Source organism: Cerasibacillus quisquiliarum, from assembly GCF_014202495.1.
Classification (GTDB): domain Bacteria; phylum Bacillota; class Bacilli; order Bacillales; family Amphibacillaceae; genus Cerasibacillus; species Cerasibacillus quisquiliarum.
The window spans coordinates 112,051-129,108 of sequence record NZ_JACHHA010000005.1 but is presented as its reverse complement, the minus strand read 5'-3'; the positions used below and the strand labels follow the sequence as shown (position 1 = coordinate 129,108).

Genomic DNA, 17,058 nt, shown 5'->3' with positions numbered 1-17,058 from the left:
CTATTCTGAAATTAATAGCTAAAAAAAAACAGCTATTTGGGTAATAGCTGTTAAGAGGAAAGGAAGTATCATGTTACTAATTACAGTAAAAAGATTCTTTGGGATGTACTATAAACCTATCGAGCTGGATGGTTACATTCATCACATAGGTTACCATAGCAATCCGCTTGTTCATACATTTCATTGCCACATTCATGACATCTCTTTTTAGGAAGATTCCTAAAGAATTCTAATACGTTAACCATTGATGATCCCCCTATGTCCACCTTTTTTGTGATGCAACAGAATTTGTCTGCACACCACTGTGATATAACAAATTCAAGCGTTGATTATATTGTAATACAACAGTCATATTTTTGTCAAGGCTGTTTTATAACATTTTTTTGTTTTTAAGGCGAAAGACGATTGAAAAAAGTAACATGGGTTGCCAGTCACTGATGAATCGATTAAACTAAAGATATACAAAACCTGGGAGGTATTGTGATGAAGTTCATTGACAATAAAGGGATTACAGATCCTACGGTAAACTTAGCTTTAGAAGAATATATTTTACAAAACTTTGGAGAAGATGATACATATCTTCTGTTCTATATTAATGAGCCGTCAATTATTATTGGAAGAAATCAAAATACGATTGAAGAAATTAATACCGATTATGTAGAAAAAAATAATATCAAAGTCGTTCGCCGGCTTTCTGGTGGTGGTGCTGTTTACCATGATTTAGGAAATATTAACTTTAGTTTTATAACAAAAGATGATGGTAATAGTTTCCACAACTTTGAGAAGTTTACAAAACCTGTTGTTGAAGCATTAAATCAATTGGGTGTTCCTGCAGAACTAAAGGGAAGAAATGATCTTGTTGTAGAGGGACGTAAAATATCAGGTAATGCCATGTTCGCTACAAAAGGTCGTATGTTTAGTCATGGAACATTAATGCTTAATTCTGAAATCGATCATGTTGTAGCTGCTCTAAATGTCAATCAAGCAAAAATAGAATCAAAAGGGATCAAGTCAATTCGTAGTCGTGTCGCTAACATTGTTGAATTTATGGATGAAGATATGACAATGGATGAATTTAAGGAAGTGTTGTTAAAGCATATTTTTGATGTTGATGATGTGAAAGATGTTCCGCACTATGAATTGACGGAAGAAGATTGGAAAAATATTTACGACATATCTGAAAAGCGTTATCGCAATTGGGATTGGACTTATGGTAAATCTCCAGCATTTAACTTCAAACGTTCACATAAGTTCCCATCAGGGCTTGTTGACGTTCGTCTTGATGTTAAAAAAGGCATCATTGAAAACTGTAAGATCTATGGCGATTTTTTTGGACTTGGTGACATTAAAGTCGTTGAAGAGCGATTAAAAGGTGTTCGCCATAATAAACAGGCAATTGAAGAGGCTTTAGAAAATATAGATGTCGCACATTATTTAGGAAAAATTACGAAAGATGAATTTATAGGGTTATTATATTAATTGATAATTTATTCGGTTGTCCCCTTTAGCGGGACAACCCTTTTTTAAAACAAAACAAAATACAAAATATTTAATAAGATATAATTATTTCAGATTTTCAATACTTTCTATTATACTTTTTTTGATTTATTTGATAAATTAGTATATAAGCCTCTTTCTTTTCATGAAGGGAAGTGATTGAATGAAAAAGTATTACACTCCATCACATGAAATTACTCCTCTAACATTAGCGGTTGTTGCAGAACAAGATAAGTATGGACATATTGGCTCACGAATTTTTGATGAAGATGAAGAACATTATGTCAGTGGTTTAACGCCAACCAAAATGATTGACTATACTTGTCGTTATTTTGGTGCAAATCTAAAAGGCAGACAAGAAGGGACGCGCGACATCTGCGGTATTACACATAAAGCTCCTATCTCTATTAATCCAATGAGTGGAATGTACTTTTTTCCTACTATTTCACCAGCTAACCCACAATGTTCATGGATTTCACATTCACATATCGAGCGAGTAAATAAAGCGATCAATCAGCAAGCAGAAATTGTCTTTAAAAATGGTAAAAAACTTTTGCTTAACGTTTCGTTTGGCTCGATTATTAACCAAGTTCAGCGTACAGCACAATACCGTTATTTACTAGATAGTCGACTAAAACTACTTTTTCACCAACCACCAACGGATATGAACTCTGCTTTAGAAGCAAACTCTATTTTAGACCCTAACTCTATTTTAGATGCTAATTTAACATCAAATCGTGAGCTTTAAGCATCAGTTCCTGAATAATATATTCTACTTTTTTACGAATGACAGGATTAAAATAATGACGCTCTTCCTCTTTCCCTTGGCAAATGAAAAGATAAGACGAAAAAGCATCATTTTGCCTCGTTAAGAGCACTTGCATTTGTCGTTCTTTCATTTGTTTACGTAAATTTTTTCTTTCATTTAAAGCGATTGTAAGCATGTGTTCTAACAAGGTGATATACGGGTCTTTTATCTTGAATGAGCCATTTTGGATATGGTTAATATCTTGTCGAAGAACGATAATTGTCATAGATAGAAATAGGAAACGAGAAGCAATTTGTAACTCTTGTTTATTCAAATAACGCATCATGAAAGCCTCCTAAAGGGAACGTCTGTTCTATTATATGTGAAAACAAGAAAAAAATGCAACAATAATAAATGAATATGATTATGAAATGATAAGAAAGAGGCGTTTTTTAAAATAGCACTATACATATGACGTTACTTGATTTAAAATGTAAGATATACATAATAACTTCCCGTTAGAACAGGCACTTTAAGGAGATTTCTAATGTATGTACAACATATTTTTTCGGACTGGAAACAGTATTATGATGCAGGTCAACTTGATCAATATATTGTGGAATTATTAGAGCAGTATGAGAGTTTAGGGCCATTACCAGGTGTTTTCTTGCCGTTTATAGAATCCTTTTTCCCCTTTTTACCATTATTTGTTTTTGTTTTTGCTAATGCTGCGGCTTATGGGTTGTTAAAAGGATTCATCTATTCGTGGTTAGGTTCCATCCTTGGTGACCTTACTGTTTTTATGATTATTCGAAAGCTTGGTCAGAAGAAGTTTTTTAAACGTATTCGTAATCATAAGCAAGTATATAAAGTGACAGGTTGGGTTGAACAACACGGCTTTGGGCCATTATTTATTCTACTTAGCTTTCCTTTCTCCCCATCATCGGTCATTAATGTCGTGTCAGGCTTATCGAAAATTAAGGTTTATCAGTACGTTTTGGCAATTCTCCTCGGTAAAGCGGTGATGATTTTTTCGATGTCATATGTCGGTTCAAGCATTGCGTCATTCGCTAAAAATCCATTAAAAACAATTTTAGTTGTTATTTTTATCGGTCTGTTTTGGACATTAGGGAAATATATAGAAAAAAGACTCCAACGAAAAAAAAGATTTAATCCAACAGGAACAACTATTGGAGACCGTACTCATTAAGTTGCTATGGGAATGCTTTTATCTTTGTTAAAATAAGAAGATAGAAGCTTTTTGTTTATGATTAGAGGGAAAAGGGGGAGAAAAATGACACTTCGTTTTATTGTAGGAAGATCAGGAACAGATAAGAGTGCTTTGATGTTTGAAGAAATAAAGAAGAAATCACTCCACGATCCACAAGGGTCAGCGATTTTTTATATTGTACCTGATCAAATGACATTCGATCAAGAATATACTTTATTTCGTGATCCTGAATTTACAGGTAGTATTCGGACACAAGTGGTTAGTTTTTCCCGTTTAGCTTGGCGGATATTTCAAGAAACAGGTGGTGCTACACGGCAATATATTAGTTCTGTCGGTATTCAAATGTTACTTCGCAAGATTCTGAAGGAAAAACAAGAAGATTGGCTTGTGTTTCAGAAGACTACTGAAAAACAAGGGTTTCTCGAACAATTAGAAGCGATTATGAAAGAGTTTAAGCGATATGAAATCACACCAAGTATGTTAGTTGAACAGCAGATAGTAATGAATCAATTTGTTCATCAACATCCGACAGAAAAAGCGCTTGTCGATAAATTAAAAGATTTAACATATATTTACGATCGTTTCATGACTGTGTTAAAGGATAATTATATGGATGGGGAAGATGAATTAAGACTTCTTGCAGAGAAGATCCCAGAAGCGACACTAATGCAAGATGCAGAAGTTTATTTAGATGGTTTTCATCGATTTACTCCGATTGAAATGCGTGTAATCGAAGCTCTCTTAAAAACATGTCGCAAAGTAACGATTGCATTAACAGTCGATGATTTAGGTGAAAAAGAACGTTCTGATCTTGACTTGTTTTACCAAACGACTGAAACGTATAATCAATTAAAACAGCTAGCTGAAGTTCATCAAATTAATATAGAGTCACATGTTCGTTTAGATGCGGAAAACGATCGTTTTAAACATCACCCTTATTTTGCCCATTTAGAGAAACATTTTGATACGCATCCTGTACCTGAATATGTGGGAGATGTTCCAATTAAATTAGGTGAAGCTGTTCATCCACGTGCTGAAGTTGAAGGAGTTGCACAAGAGATCTTGTCACTTGTTCGAGAACATGGGTATCGTTTCCGTGATATGGCTATATTTATACGCGATCCGGAAACATATCATGATTTAATTGAAACGTTATTTGCCGATTATAATATTCCCGTTTTTATTGATGAGAAACGGTCGATGTTAAACCATTCTTTAATCGAATTTATTCGTTCTATCTTAGATGTTATTCATGGTAATTGGCGCTATGATGCTGTGTTCCGTATGTTGAAAACAGGTTTTATACCTATTCAGGATGAACGCTATCCTTTAACAGCCGATGCTATTGATGAATTAGAAAATTATTGTTTAGAGTATGGTATTCGCTCAAGGTCAAGCTGGTTTTCAAATGATGAATGGGTGTTTCAACGATTTCGTGGTTTTGATAGAAAGACTCAGACAGATGATGAGCGTGATATGCAGGAAAAGATAAATCGTTATCGTGCACAAGTTGTAGGGCCGTTACGCTCATTTGATGAAGCAATGCGACAGGCAGAAACGATTAAAGAACGTTGTGAACTTATTTATGTATTGCTTGAAAACATACAAGTTCCTAAAAGGCTTGAACAATTACGGAATGAGTATGATGAGAAGGGACAAATAGAAAAAGGGAGAGAGCAAGAACAAGTTTGGCATGCTCTTATTCAATTATTCGATGAAATTGTGGAGATGGCAGGAGATGAAAAAATGTCATTTGCCCTGTTTCGTGAAATGATTGAAGCGGGGCTTACTTCATTGAAATTTGCTCATGTTCCTCCAAGTATGGATCATGTTATTGTTGGCTCTGTTGAACGCTCTCGTATTAGTGGGAAGAAATGTACTTTTTTATTAGGCGTAAATGAAGGATTATGGCCACTAAAACCACCAGCTGAAGGAGTCATAAACGAAGAAGAACGTGAATTTCTTGCCATTCACGGTATGAAGTTAGCAGATACGGCAAAACGTCAATTGCTGGACGATTGGTTTTATATGTATCTTGTTTTTACGTCAGCTAATGAATTTTTATGGGTGAGTTATCCGATTAGTGATGAAGAAGGAAAGGCGAAAATGCCCTCACAAATGATACGTAAACTAGAGCAGCTATTTCCTAATGGCATGACTTACCTCATGTTACAGGATCCAGATGAATTAATAGAAGCAGAACGATTTATTACGACACCAGAAAAAACACGTGCTGCATTAACTGCCCAACTATCACGTTATGTAAGAGGTTATCCGATGAAGGATATTTGGTGGCATGTATTAAATTGGTATATTATAAATCATCCAAAGCATGGGGTAACATTTAACGTCTTACAAAGTTTAGTTTATGAGAACAAGCCGACTAGCTTGGCACAAAAGACGGTTAAGCAATTATATCCGAAGAAAATTAAAGCAAGTGTATCACGATTAGAAACATATTACCGTTGTTCGTTTCAACATTTTGCAAGATATAGCCTCGGCTTACAAGAAAGACGGACATATAAATTAGATGCACCTGATATTGGCCAGTTATTCCACGAAGCTTTAAAAATCATTACAGAATGGGTTCAAGAAGAAGGAACAGATTATGCTCTGTTAACGAAGGAAGATGCGAATGGTTACGCTAGACGAGCAGTTCGCCGTTTAGCACCTGTGTTGCAGCATCAAATCCTATATAGTTCAAATCGTTATCAATATATTCAAAGGAAGTTACAAGAAGTCATCGCAAGAGCGACTTTTATTTTGAGTGAACAAGCAAGAAGAAGTGACTTTTCACCGATTGGATTAGAGTTAGGGTTTGGACTTGGTGAAAAAGATGATCTTCCACCGATTACTTTGACATTACCGAATGGATATGAGCTTATTTTGCGGGGACAAATTGACCGGGTAGATCGAGCTCAGAAAGATGACCAATTGTATTTGCGAATTATTGATTATAAATCGAGTGATCATAGCTTAAACTTACTTGAAGTTTATTATGGTTTAGCATTACAGATGTTAACTTATTTAGACGTTGTATTAGCTCATTCAGAACAATGGCTAGGTATTAAAGCTACCCCAGCTGGCGTCCTATATTTCCACGTGCATAATCCGATGATTTCAGGTAAACCAAATTTGAACGAACATGCACTAGAAAAGGAGATTTTCAAACAATATAAAATGAAGGGGCTTTTAATTGCTGATGAAGGTGTCATACAATTGATGGATACCTCTTTAGATTCAGGAACAAGCCAAATCATTCCAGTAGGTTTGAAGAAGAATGGTGGATTTTATAGTTATTCAAAAGTAGCAGATCAAGAAACATTTATTATACTCCAAGAACATATCCATAAACTTATGATCAGAGCTGGGTTAGATATGATTGAAGGAACGATTAAGCTTAATCCATTTAAATATAAAAATAAAGAGGCATGTACGTATTGTCCTTTTAAATCTGTCTGCCAATTTGACCCTTTAACAGAAGCAAACACCTTCCATAAGTTACCGGATATGAAAGATGATGAAGTTTTAGAAAAATTAAGAAAGGGGAGTGAGAAGTAAATGGTAACGTGGACAACAGAACAAGAACAAGCTATTTATACATCAGGAAAAGATATTCTAGTCGCTGCAGCTGCTGGTTCAGGTAAAACAGCTGTTCTAGTTGAACGCATTATTCAGAAAATATTACGACAAGATGATCCAATAGATATCGACTCACTTCTCGTTGTAACATTTACAAATGCGGCTGCACAAGAGATGCGTAATCGGGTGGGGCAGGCTTTAGAAGAAGCATTATCAAAACATCCAACTTCACATCATTTAAAACGCCAGTTATCGCTATTGCAACGTGCGTCGATTTCAACATTGCATTCATTTTGCTTAGATATTGTTAAAAGACATGCTTATTTACTCGATCTTGATCCTGCATTTCGAATAGTTGATGATGTGGAAGCTGATTTAATGCAACAAGAAGCACTTGAGTCGTTATTTGAAGAATGGTATGGAAAAGAAGGCGAAGAACAAGAGCGTTTTTTCGCTGTCGTTGATCGCTTTTCAAATGATCGTAGTGATAAAGAAGTTGAAGAGTTAATATTAAACCTTTATCAATTTGCTATTCAAAATCCATGGCCGGAAGCATGGCTCCATCAGTTAAGCGATGTTTATGATATTCCTGATGAATGGACAGAACATGATCTAACATGGCTAAAAATGATTAAACAAGCTGTAAGTGAACAGTTTCAAGCCATTGAACAGGAGATTAATATGGCATTTGAAATTGCTCAAGAAAGTGATGGTCCGTACACGTATATTGAAACGTTAGAGCAGGACAAATTGATGTTAGAAGAAGCGAAAAGTCTTTTAACATCCTGGGAAACATTACAACCGTATATGCAATCGAGCAAATTTAAGCCACTATCTAGAAAGCGATTAGAATGTAACGAGGACAAAAAAGAAATGGTCAAGGCGATTCGTAATCGTTATAAGGATCGTTGGACAGATATGATTGATGATTATTTTTTACGCGACTTAGCAAGTCATATAAAAGATATGAAAGACTTAGCTCCAGTAGTTAAACAATTAACCGAATTAGTAATTGATTTTAAGCACCGCTTCACTCAACTTAAAAAAGAAAAAGGGGTCGTTGATTTCTCGGATTTAGAGCATTATTGTCTTGCACTCTTAGTTGATGAATCATCCACTCCATCGAACATTTTACCGTCAAACGTCGCTAAAAAATTACAAGAGCAATTTAGCGAAGTACTAGTTGACGAATATCAAGATACAAATTATGTCCAAGAAATGATTTTACGTCTTGTAAGTGAGCAAGAAGGACCAGGAAATCGATTTATGGTTGGAGATGTCAAGCAAAGTATTTATCGATTTAGACATGCTGAACCAACATTGTTTATTGAAAAATACAACACATTTAACAAAGAGGAGCATCCAGCAGAACGTATTGATCTAGCCAAAAATTTTCGAAGTCGCAAAGACATATTATTAGCGACTAATTATATTTTTAAACAAATACTTGACGAAACACTTGGGGAGATGAACTATACGAAAGACGCGGAGCTAGTTTATGGAAACACCCAATATGATGACTTTCCTTTTCAAGAAGCAAAACCTGAACTCATTATTATTGATCGAGAAAAGTCTGATGTACAGTCTGAAAATGAAGATGAAGAAAGTTACCTAGATTTAGAAAAGGCACAGCTTGAAGCACGCATCTATGCAAAGAAAATTAAACAATGGATTAAAAAACCATTACAAGTATTCGATAAAGAACGACAAGCACAAAGGGACATTCAATATCGTGATATTGTTATACTATTACGCTCATTGACATGGGCACCAGTCATTGTTGATGAACTGAAAAAACAAGGGATACCAGTTTATGCCGAATTGTCAACGGGATATTTTGAAGCGATTGAAGTTAAGGTTATGATTAGCTTATTAAAAGCAATTGATAACCCACAACAAGACATTGCATTAGCTTCTGTTTTACGTTCACCAATTGTACAGTTAAATGAAGATGAAATGACTCGCATTCGTTTGGCAGATAAGAAAAGCACGTATTATCACGCACTTAAAAAATATGTTGAACAAAATAACGATGACACAGCCAAAAAAATTAGGCGATTTATGACTCAACTTGACCATTATCGTAAACAATCAAGACAAGGCGCTTTGTCAGAATTAATATGGAATATTTATCGAGATACAGGTTATTATGATTTTGTCGGTGGTATGCCTGGTGGGAGACAACGACAAGCAAATTTACGTGCTTTATATGATAGGGCACGTGCTTATGAGACAACTTCCTTTCGTGGTTTATTCCGTTTTTTACGCTTTATCGAACGGATGGAAGAACAAGGCGATGACTTAGGGGCAGCAAGGGCACTAAGTGAGCAAGAAGATGTCGTTCGCATGATGACGATTCATAAGAGTAAAGGATTGGAATTTCCGGTCGTTATTGTTGGAGCGATGGCAAGTGAATTTAATTTTCAAGATTTAAAAAAACGTTATTTATTAGACAAAGATCTAGGTTTTGCAAGCAATTATATTAATCCGATTAAACGTATTACTTATTCGACATTATATAAGCAGGCCGTTAAACAGAAGAAATTACGTGAACAACTGGCAGAGGAGATGCGTGTCTTATATGTTGCATTAACACGTGCCAAGGAAAAGTTAGTCATGGTAGGAAACGTAAATTCATTTGTGAAAAAACAGGAAGCCTGGGAACAGATGCTGGCTCATCCAACATGGGTTCTTCCTGCATATTATCGAAGCCAATCAAAAACGTATCTTGATTGGGTAGCGCCTGCTCTTATTCGCCACGAACAGAGTAGCGTATTAAGAAAAGGGGAAATTGGGCCAAATGTCTCCAAGGAAATTAGACAAGATCAATCTAATTGGGATATTCAAGTGATTCACGGAAGTGATCTGACAGACTTTGAAACAGATAAAAATGTTTCAGAACAAAAAATAAAAGATCATCTTGTAAACTGGAAGCCTGTTAAGACAACTGATCGAATAACATTTGAAAAAGTTGATGCTCGGCTTAACTTTCAATATACGCACCGTTTAGCAAAGCTTTCAAGAGCAAAACAAAGTGTGACAGAAATCAAACGCCAACAAGAGCAGCCTGATGAGTATAGTGATAATCAGTTTGTTATACCTTATCAAGCACCTATTACAAAACGTCCTGTCTTTATGCAAAGAGAAAAAACAGTATCAGCAGCTGAAAAAGGGACTATTATGCATACGGTGATGCAGCATCTTCCATTTGCAAAAGCATTAGCACAAAATGAAATTAATGAATTTATTCATAGCTTAGTAGATCGAGAAATACTCCGTTCAGAAATGGTGGAAGTGATAGATACCCAAGCGATTGAAAAGTTTTATACAACAGATATTGCCAAATATATGATGACCGTTGAAAAAATATATCGTGAGGTTCCATTTAGTTTAACTTTACCTGCTCAAGACGTTTATCGAAACTGGGACGAATCTGAACAAGAAGAAGTCTTAATCCAAGGAGTTATTGACTGTCTTATCCCGACAGATGAAGGGTGGATAATCTTAGATTATAAAACAGACCGAATAAACGGTGACGTAACGGATAATATAAAAGATCAATTAATCAAACGTTATCAAATACAGATGAATCTGTATCGCCAAGCTATCGAAAAGATTTGGCAACAACCTGTTAAGTCTGTTTATTTATACTTCTTCTCCAAGGAACTACTGCTTAATGTTCCAAAGCGATAATGATGTTCTTAAAGAAAAAATTGTGAGTAACTAGGTTAGATATATCATATTTAGAGCACTGAAACGAAAAACATAAATATAATCATTCACTCCTATTATATAGGGGTGGATATCTGTTTTATAGGTCATAATATGCCATCACAAAGTGAATTAACTTTACTTAAAAATATTTATCTGCACATCACAGGATTTTCAAAAACTATTGTTAAATACATTGATATTTATCAATATGAAAAGTATTAGGAAAGGGAAAACGGTCTTAACCTTGTTTTAATTAGAGTTAAGACCGTATCATTACATTTCTCCCTTGTCTATTTAACAGATTCTATTTAGCTCCTTTTATCTTATTGATTTTTAACCTTCCAAAACGTTATGAATTTGTTCTAAGGCCCAGTCTAAATCTTTCTTTTCAATAATTAATGGTGGCGCAAAACGAATAACATTTTCATGTGTCTCTTTACATAATAGACCACGCTCTTTCAATGCTTCACAATATGGACGTGCTGACTCTGTTAATTCAACACCGATAAATAATCCCTTACCACGAACTTCTTTGATCATTGGGTTTTTAATTCTCTTTAATTCGTCCATCATATATGTGCCCAGCTCTAATGAACGTGTGGCTAAATCTTCTTCGATAATGACATCTAGGGCAGCAAGTGAGACTGCACAAGCGAGTGGATTTCCTCCAAAGGTAGAACCATGTGAACCCGGATTAAAAACGCCTAAAACTTCCCTATCACTGATGACACATGAAATAGGCATGACACCACCACCAAGAGCTTTACCTAAAATAAGCACATCAGGGGTCACCCCTTCCCAGTCACAGGCGAACATTTTTCCACTGCGTGCTAATCCTGCTTGAATTTCATCAGCTATGTAAAGCACATTATTTTCATGGCAAACATCGTAGGCTTGTTTTAGAAAACCTTCAGGTGGAATGATAATTCCTGCTTCACCTTGAATAGGTTCGAATAGAAACGCGGCTGTATTTTCGGTGATAGCTGCTTTAAGTGCGTCAATATCACCATACGGAATAATTTTTATTCCTGGTAACATCGGACCAAAACCACGTTTATATTCGGATTCTGATGATAATGAGATGGCTGCCATTGTTCTACCATGAAAATTGCCTTCACAAACAATGATTTCTGCTTTATTCTCTGGAACACCTTTAACGTCATAGGCCCACCTGCGTGCTGCTTTAATCGCTGTTTCAACAGCTTCAGCACCAGTGTTCATTGGTAGGGCCATTTCTTTTCCTGTTAATTGACATATCTTTTCATACCATGGTCCAAGTTGGTCGTTATGGAATGCACGTGATGTTAAAGTAACTTTATCAGCTTGGTCTTTTAAAGCTTTAATGATTTTCGGATGTCGGTGACCTTGATTAACTGCAGAATACGCACTAAGCATATCCATGTAACGCTTGCCCTCAGGATCTTCTACCCAAATCCCTTCTGCCTTAGAAATAACAACAGGTAACGGATGATAATTCTGGGCACCATATGTTTCTGTTTGTTTAATAATTTTATTCGTTATCGTCATTTGTAATCCTCCAATACATAAGCGTTAATAAAGTAAAGCGTTTTCAAAGTCTATTATACCGTGTAAATATGAATATTAAAATAGCCACGGTATTTATTCGTGATTAATTCACATAAACATGTTAAGATTATTATTAATACTGTATAAGTTAATTTATTAGAGGAGGAAATCATTTAAATGAACACACATTTACATATTACGTCATGGGTCGTCGCACTGATTTTATTGATTGTTGTTGTGATGTTACAACGTAAAGGAAATGAAAAGGGCGCAAAAATAACTCAAATGATATTACGCTTGTTCTATATTATAATCATCATATCAGGTGGCATGTTAGTATCTGAGTATTTCAAACATGCCTCAGGAGCTATGTTAGGTGAAGTGATTGCTAAGACGATACTCGGACTTTGGGTCATCACAGCAATGGAACTGATTGCAGTTCGAATGGCTAAAGGCCGTTCAACAAAAGGGGCATGGATCCAGTTCGTTATTGCATTCTTACTGACATTAATTTTAGGATTTGGTCGTCTACCATATGGCGTTCATTTATTCGGATGATAAAATAAGCGAATAAGACTATCTCGTAGTCGCCGAGATAGTCTTATTTTAACGTGGAGGAAATTGCATGAAGAGATTGTTTACAATTATTGTACTAAGTGGGTTGTTACTATATTTTCCTTGGCTAGTCACTGCAGAGGGGAACAACGAGACATCTATCAACGAGGAAATTATCTATGACATCATTATAGATCGCTTCAATAATGGAAAACAGCAAAAAAGTAATCAAGTAAGACCTGATGATTTATATGCTTATCATGGTGGAGACTTTAAAGGCATTATCATGAAACTTGATGATATTAAAAGTTTAGGTTTTACGGCGATTACATTATCGCCAGTTATGGCGAATGCAGAAGATGGTTTCCATGGCTATTGGATAGAAAATTTTTATGAAACTGAAGAACAATTTGGGTCAATGGAAGAACTCAAACAGTTGGTCAAGGAAGCTCATAATAGAGACATAAAAGTCATACTAGAAATGGTTCCTAACTATGTAGCTAAAACAAATCCCATTGCTAAGAAACAAGATTGGATTAATCAAGGGAACAATATTCAAGTTGAAGAGGAACCATGGTTAGAAGAAGCTCTAACTTTAAATCAATCTAACCCTGAAGTCGTTGATTATTTAATTGATGTGGCGGTGTTTTGGATTAAGGAGACAGAGGTTGATGGTCTTAAAATCCATGCCGCAGACAGAGCAAATCAAGATTTTTTAAAAACATATACAACAGAACTAAAATCTATTCAACCTGATTTAATTTTATTGGCCAATGTTTCTTCTGAAGCTAATATGGATCATCTTAGTGAGATGCCATTTGATCTGATTGAAAATAAAAAGTTACAGAATGCTTTAAGTGAAGTTCTTTCACAGGTTAATCAACCGATTGCAAATATATATGATGTATGGAAAGAGATGGAAAATAATAATACCTTAACACAAGTAGATGATAAATTTAGTGAGAGATTTAGTCAGAAGTTCTCAGAAGAAGGACGAAATATATTAACAGCTTGGAAATTAGCCTTAACGTATATGTATACAACACCAGGTGTCCCTTATATTTATCAAGGTTCTGAACTACCGATGTTCGGGAAAAACTATCCAGAAATGATGTATTTAATGCAATTTAATAGCGGAGAACCGGAATTAAAAGAGTATTTTACACGAATGGCATCGTTACGTAAACAATTCCCTGCCTTACAGCATGGAGACTTCGACATGGTTGCTGTTGATCAAGGCATGAGTGTCTTTAAACGATCATATGAAGGTGAGACACTTTATATCGTCATTAATAATGATGAAGAATCAAGACAGGCTACACTAACTGGGATTGATACGAATAGTCAATTAAGAGGTTTGTTAGGTGATGATTTAGTACGCGCTAATAGTGATGGTGAATTCAAAATCGGTATTTCGCGCGAATCACAAGAAGTTTATATTGTTGAAGAGAATTCAGGTATTAATTGGTTATTTATTATACCTATTGCCGTTGTATTTCTATTGTTTGTTGGATCTGTCATACATTTAAGTAGAAAACAAAAGCAACAGGCTTAAATATATGTGTGAATAGAGGATGTCCCAAGACCAAAGGGACATCCTTCTATTCATCTGTTTAATATATATTTTCTATTGAGTTATTTCTACTAGAATACCATAAGCAAAAGCCTGAGATAGCCAAAAGAATACTTGCTAATAGCAAGCCTTCTAATATGTATGGGAAAACCGGTAAAGTCGTCCACTCTGTCAAGCCCTGCATAAACAATAAACCTTCATTAAGTAAAAAACTAATGATAAATACGGAGAAGCCAAAAACGGTTATCGAGCTTTTTCTAAATAAACCAATCATATAGAACTGTATAAATAAAAATAGACTAACAAAACCAAGCAAAGTTAAATGAAGATAACCTATGATAACAGAGCGTGATTCATAGACTAAAGTCCCCAGTTCCGGAATCATCAGTCCAAGCTCAAGGGTATGCTTAACAAATAAGAGTATAAAGACTAACTTTACCGTGATGGTGAACAGCTTTCCGAAGTATGATGATATCGCTTGATAAATTTCTTTAAAACTAATCAAGATTAATAAAACAGCAATCCATTGCCCAATACTACCAACTGCTGAGAGAATCGTCATTCCACGGCCTAATTCAGCCCATAAAATGGAATGTAAATAACTAGGAAATAGGGCGATAAAATATAGCCAAAAAGCGTATGTTAATAAAGTTTGATTAAAATGGATGTTCTTTCGATGGATGATTGCTATAAATAATCCGATTAAAAAAAGGAAAAACCACCCATTGTATTGAAAATGTAAATAAAAATAAATAGCCATATCAAAGAAAGGGGAGTCTTGTAACCCTTTAGCAGCAATAAACCCTAATGAAAATGGGCTAAAAGATGAAATGACTAAAGTCACTAAGCCGCCTTTCATAAATAATGAAGCGGAACTTGGCATTGATAGCTGTTTCATTTCTCGGTAAATAAAGATTGCTACCCAATACTGTATGAAAATATGTAAGGTTGATAAGATAATAGAGAAGAGTGCATATCCTTGATATAAGAAAGCAATAAACATAAGAATCGTTACGACAATCAAAGTAATTGTCATTGGAATGATTTGTTTCTTAGCCCTAATAGAAGGCCAAAATAGTTTGAGGAATATGAGTATTAAACCAAGGAACACCCACCCCAAAAACGCTAAATGTGAATGCCCATGGAGTAAATGTGTGTAAGGGATTAAATCAATCGAATGTAATGGAATCAAACGCATCCAGATTCCTGTTAATGCGACAATAATAAAAAAGGAAAATACCGTATGTCTTAAATAGGTAGGCATAACTTCCACTCCTAAAACTTATGATGTATGTTTGTTTCCGCGGCGTTACTAAGACTCCCGCAGGCAGGTAAAGGCAGGCTAAGTACGCGACGTCCTGTCGCAACGCCTGGGACTACGGTTATTCGCATCACCGAAAAGCCTTTAATTTGCACGTCCTGTGTCACGTCGACTGTACGTTGGAGTTAAGTGCAGCTAAAGCTAACACACTGACTGACGAGCTGGTATCGAAGTCAGGTAGTGTGCTTGCACTTATGCAAATAAATGAACATTTATTTACCAAGCTTCGAAATAAGTGCGACTAAGATTCATGTGAATTATTTGCTCCACATGAACCGAGTCTACTTTATCATGAAGGAGTATTTAATGAAAGACAAGCCCTTTTGGTAAATTGTCAATAAAAGGTCGAAAAAAAAGCAGAGACTACTATTTAAATAGCAATCTCTGCCGATATGATTTATTTATAAGAACTATTTAAAAAGAATAAAGCAAGTGTTCCTGGACCAGAGTGGGCTCCAATGACTGCGCCAACCATCTCAATGATAACGTCTTTTACAGGATATTTTTCTTTTATCCTAGCTGCGAGCTTTTCTGCACGCTCCAAATCGTCACCATGGCTAATACCTATCATTTGATTTTCAAAATCAATCCCACGTTCATCCATTATTTCCAACATACGATCAAGCAATCGTTTTGAACCACGTATTTTTTCAATTGGTATGAGTCTTCCAGAATCGACGTGTAGGATAGGCTTAATGTTTAGTAATGTTCCAACAAATGCAGCTGTTCGACTGACACGTCCACCACGATATAAATAATTTAAATCATCTACTGTGAAGATATGTTCCATATGGGTCGCATGATAAGATGCCATTTCAATTAATTCATCCATCTTGGCGCCTTCATTAGCTAATTTAGCAACTCTTATGGCGACTAAACCATAGCCAATTGATGCACATTTCGTATCGAGTACATGAAGTTCGGCATCTGGATATTCATCACGAACTTGTTGTTCCATCATTTTAGCAGTTTGATATGTACCAGATAGTTCTGAAGAAAATGCTAAATATAATAGTGGTTGTTTTTTTTCAGCGTATTTAGTAAATATGGACTTAAACGTTTGTAAAGACACTTGTGACGTCATTGGTTTTTTTCCTTTACGCATGGCATCGTAAATAGTCTTAGGTGTTATATCAATACCATCTCTATATTCTTTATTATCAAGTTGGACTGTTAACGGAATCATCTCAATCCCGTATTTGTTATATTGTTCTTCAGTTAAATCACAGGCTGAATCAACAAGTATTTTTACATTCATTGTTTCACCTTCATTCTATTTATTGTATTATTAATAAGTCTATATGCAGAAA

General features: G+C 35.3%; 12 protein-coding genes. 7 read left to right on the top strand and 5 right to left on the bottom strand.

Going from position 1 to position 17,058, the window contains the following annotated elements; all coding sequences use genetic code 11:
* Window positions 1-116: 116 nt before the first annotated feature.
* Window positions 117-245 (bottom strand): protein YhfH, encoded by a 129-nt coding sequence (gene yhfH, locus HNQ35_RS07785; protein ID WP_146936217.1) that lies wholly within the window; start codon window positions 243-245, stop codon window positions 117-119.
* 238 nt (window positions 246-483) lie between these two features.
* On the opposite strand from yhfH, the gene lplA reads away from it, so the two are divergent.
* Window positions 484-1,479 (top strand): lipoate--protein ligase, encoded by a 996-nt coding sequence (gene lplA / locus HNQ35_RS07780; protein WP_146936215.1) that lies wholly within the window; start codon window positions 484-486, stop codon window positions 1,477-1,479.
* Window positions 1,480-1,660: 181 nt separating this feature from the next.
* Window positions 1,661-2,245 carry a competence protein ComK gene (locus HNQ35_RS07775; protein WP_146936213.1) on the top strand — a complete coding sequence of 195 codons (585 nt, stop codon included), beginning with the start codon at window positions 1,661-1,663 and terminating at the stop codon, window positions 2,243-2,245.
* Here HNQ35_RS07775 and HNQ35_RS07770 read toward each other — a convergent pair.
* Window positions 2,217-2,588: a YhjD family protein gene (locus tag HNQ35_RS07770; protein ID WP_146936211.1), complete on the bottom strand. Its 372-nt coding sequence runs from the start codon at window positions 2,586-2,588 to the stop codon at window positions 2,217-2,219. The genes HNQ35_RS07775 and HNQ35_RS07770 overlap by 29 nt on opposite strands.
* A 204-nt stretch (window positions 2,589-2,792) precedes the next feature.
* Between HNQ35_RS07770 and HNQ35_RS07765 the strand changes: the two genes are divergently transcribed.
* The 3 genes from HNQ35_RS07765 to addA all read left to right on the top strand — a co-directional run bounded on the left by HNQ35_RS07765 (window position 2,793) and on the right by addA (window position 10,751).
* Window positions 2,793-3,455 (top strand): TVP38/TMEM64 family protein, encoded by a 663-nt coding sequence (locus HNQ35_RS07765; RefSeq protein WP_146936209.1) that lies wholly within the window; start codon window positions 2,793-2,795, stop codon window positions 3,453-3,455.
* An 84-nt stretch (window positions 3,456-3,539) separates the two neighbouring features.
* Complete coding sequence (gene addB, locus HNQ35_RS07760) at window positions 3,540-7,037, top strand: helicase-exonuclease AddAB subunit AddB (protein WP_146936207.1); 3,498 nt, start codon at window positions 3,540-3,542, stop codon at window positions 7,035-7,037.
* Window positions 7,038-10,751 (top strand): helicase-exonuclease AddAB subunit AddA, encoded by a 3,714-nt coding sequence (gene addA, locus HNQ35_RS07755; protein WP_146936205.1) that lies wholly within the window; start codon window positions 7,038-7,040, stop codon window positions 10,749-10,751.
* 354 nt (window positions 10,752-11,105) lie between these two features.
* Here the strand turns inward: addA and HNQ35_RS07750 are convergent, their stop codons facing one another.
* Window positions 11,106-12,299 (bottom strand): ornithine--oxo-acid transaminase, encoded by a 1,194-nt coding sequence (locus HNQ35_RS07750; RefSeq protein WP_146936203.1) that lies wholly within the window; start codon window positions 12,297-12,299, stop codon window positions 11,106-11,108.
* 177 nt (window positions 12,300-12,476) lie between these two features.
* Here HNQ35_RS07750 and HNQ35_RS07745 point away from each other — a divergent pair, with 177 nt between their 5' ends.
* Window positions 12,477-12,857, top strand: coding sequence for a YisL family protein (locus HNQ35_RS07745; RefSeq protein WP_146936201.1), 381 nt, complete (start codon window positions 12,477-12,479; stop codon window positions 12,855-12,857).
* 67 nt (window positions 12,858-12,924) lie between these two features.
* Window positions 12,925-14,409, top strand: a complete 1,485-nt coding sequence (locus HNQ35_RS07740) for an alpha-amylase family glycosyl hydrolase (protein WP_146936199.1) — start codon at window positions 12,925-12,927, stop codon at window positions 14,407-14,409.
* A gap of 58 nt (window positions 14,410-14,467) precedes the next feature.
* Here the strand turns inward: HNQ35_RS07740 and HNQ35_RS07735 are convergent, their stop codons facing one another.
* Both HNQ35_RS07735 and HNQ35_RS07730 read right to left on the bottom strand, forming a co-directional pair.
* Entirely contained in the window at window positions 14,468-15,691 is a 1,224-nt protein-coding gene (locus tag HNQ35_RS07735; protein WP_146936197.1) for a hypothetical protein, read from the bottom strand.
* Between the two features lie 454 nt (window positions 15,692-16,145).
* Window positions 16,146-17,006, bottom strand: coding sequence for a fatty acid kinase binding subunit FakB (locus tag HNQ35_RS07730; RefSeq protein ID WP_146936195.1), 861 nt, complete (start codon window positions 17,004-17,006; stop codon window positions 16,146-16,148).
* Between the last annotated feature and the right edge of the window lie 52 nt (window positions 17,007-17,058).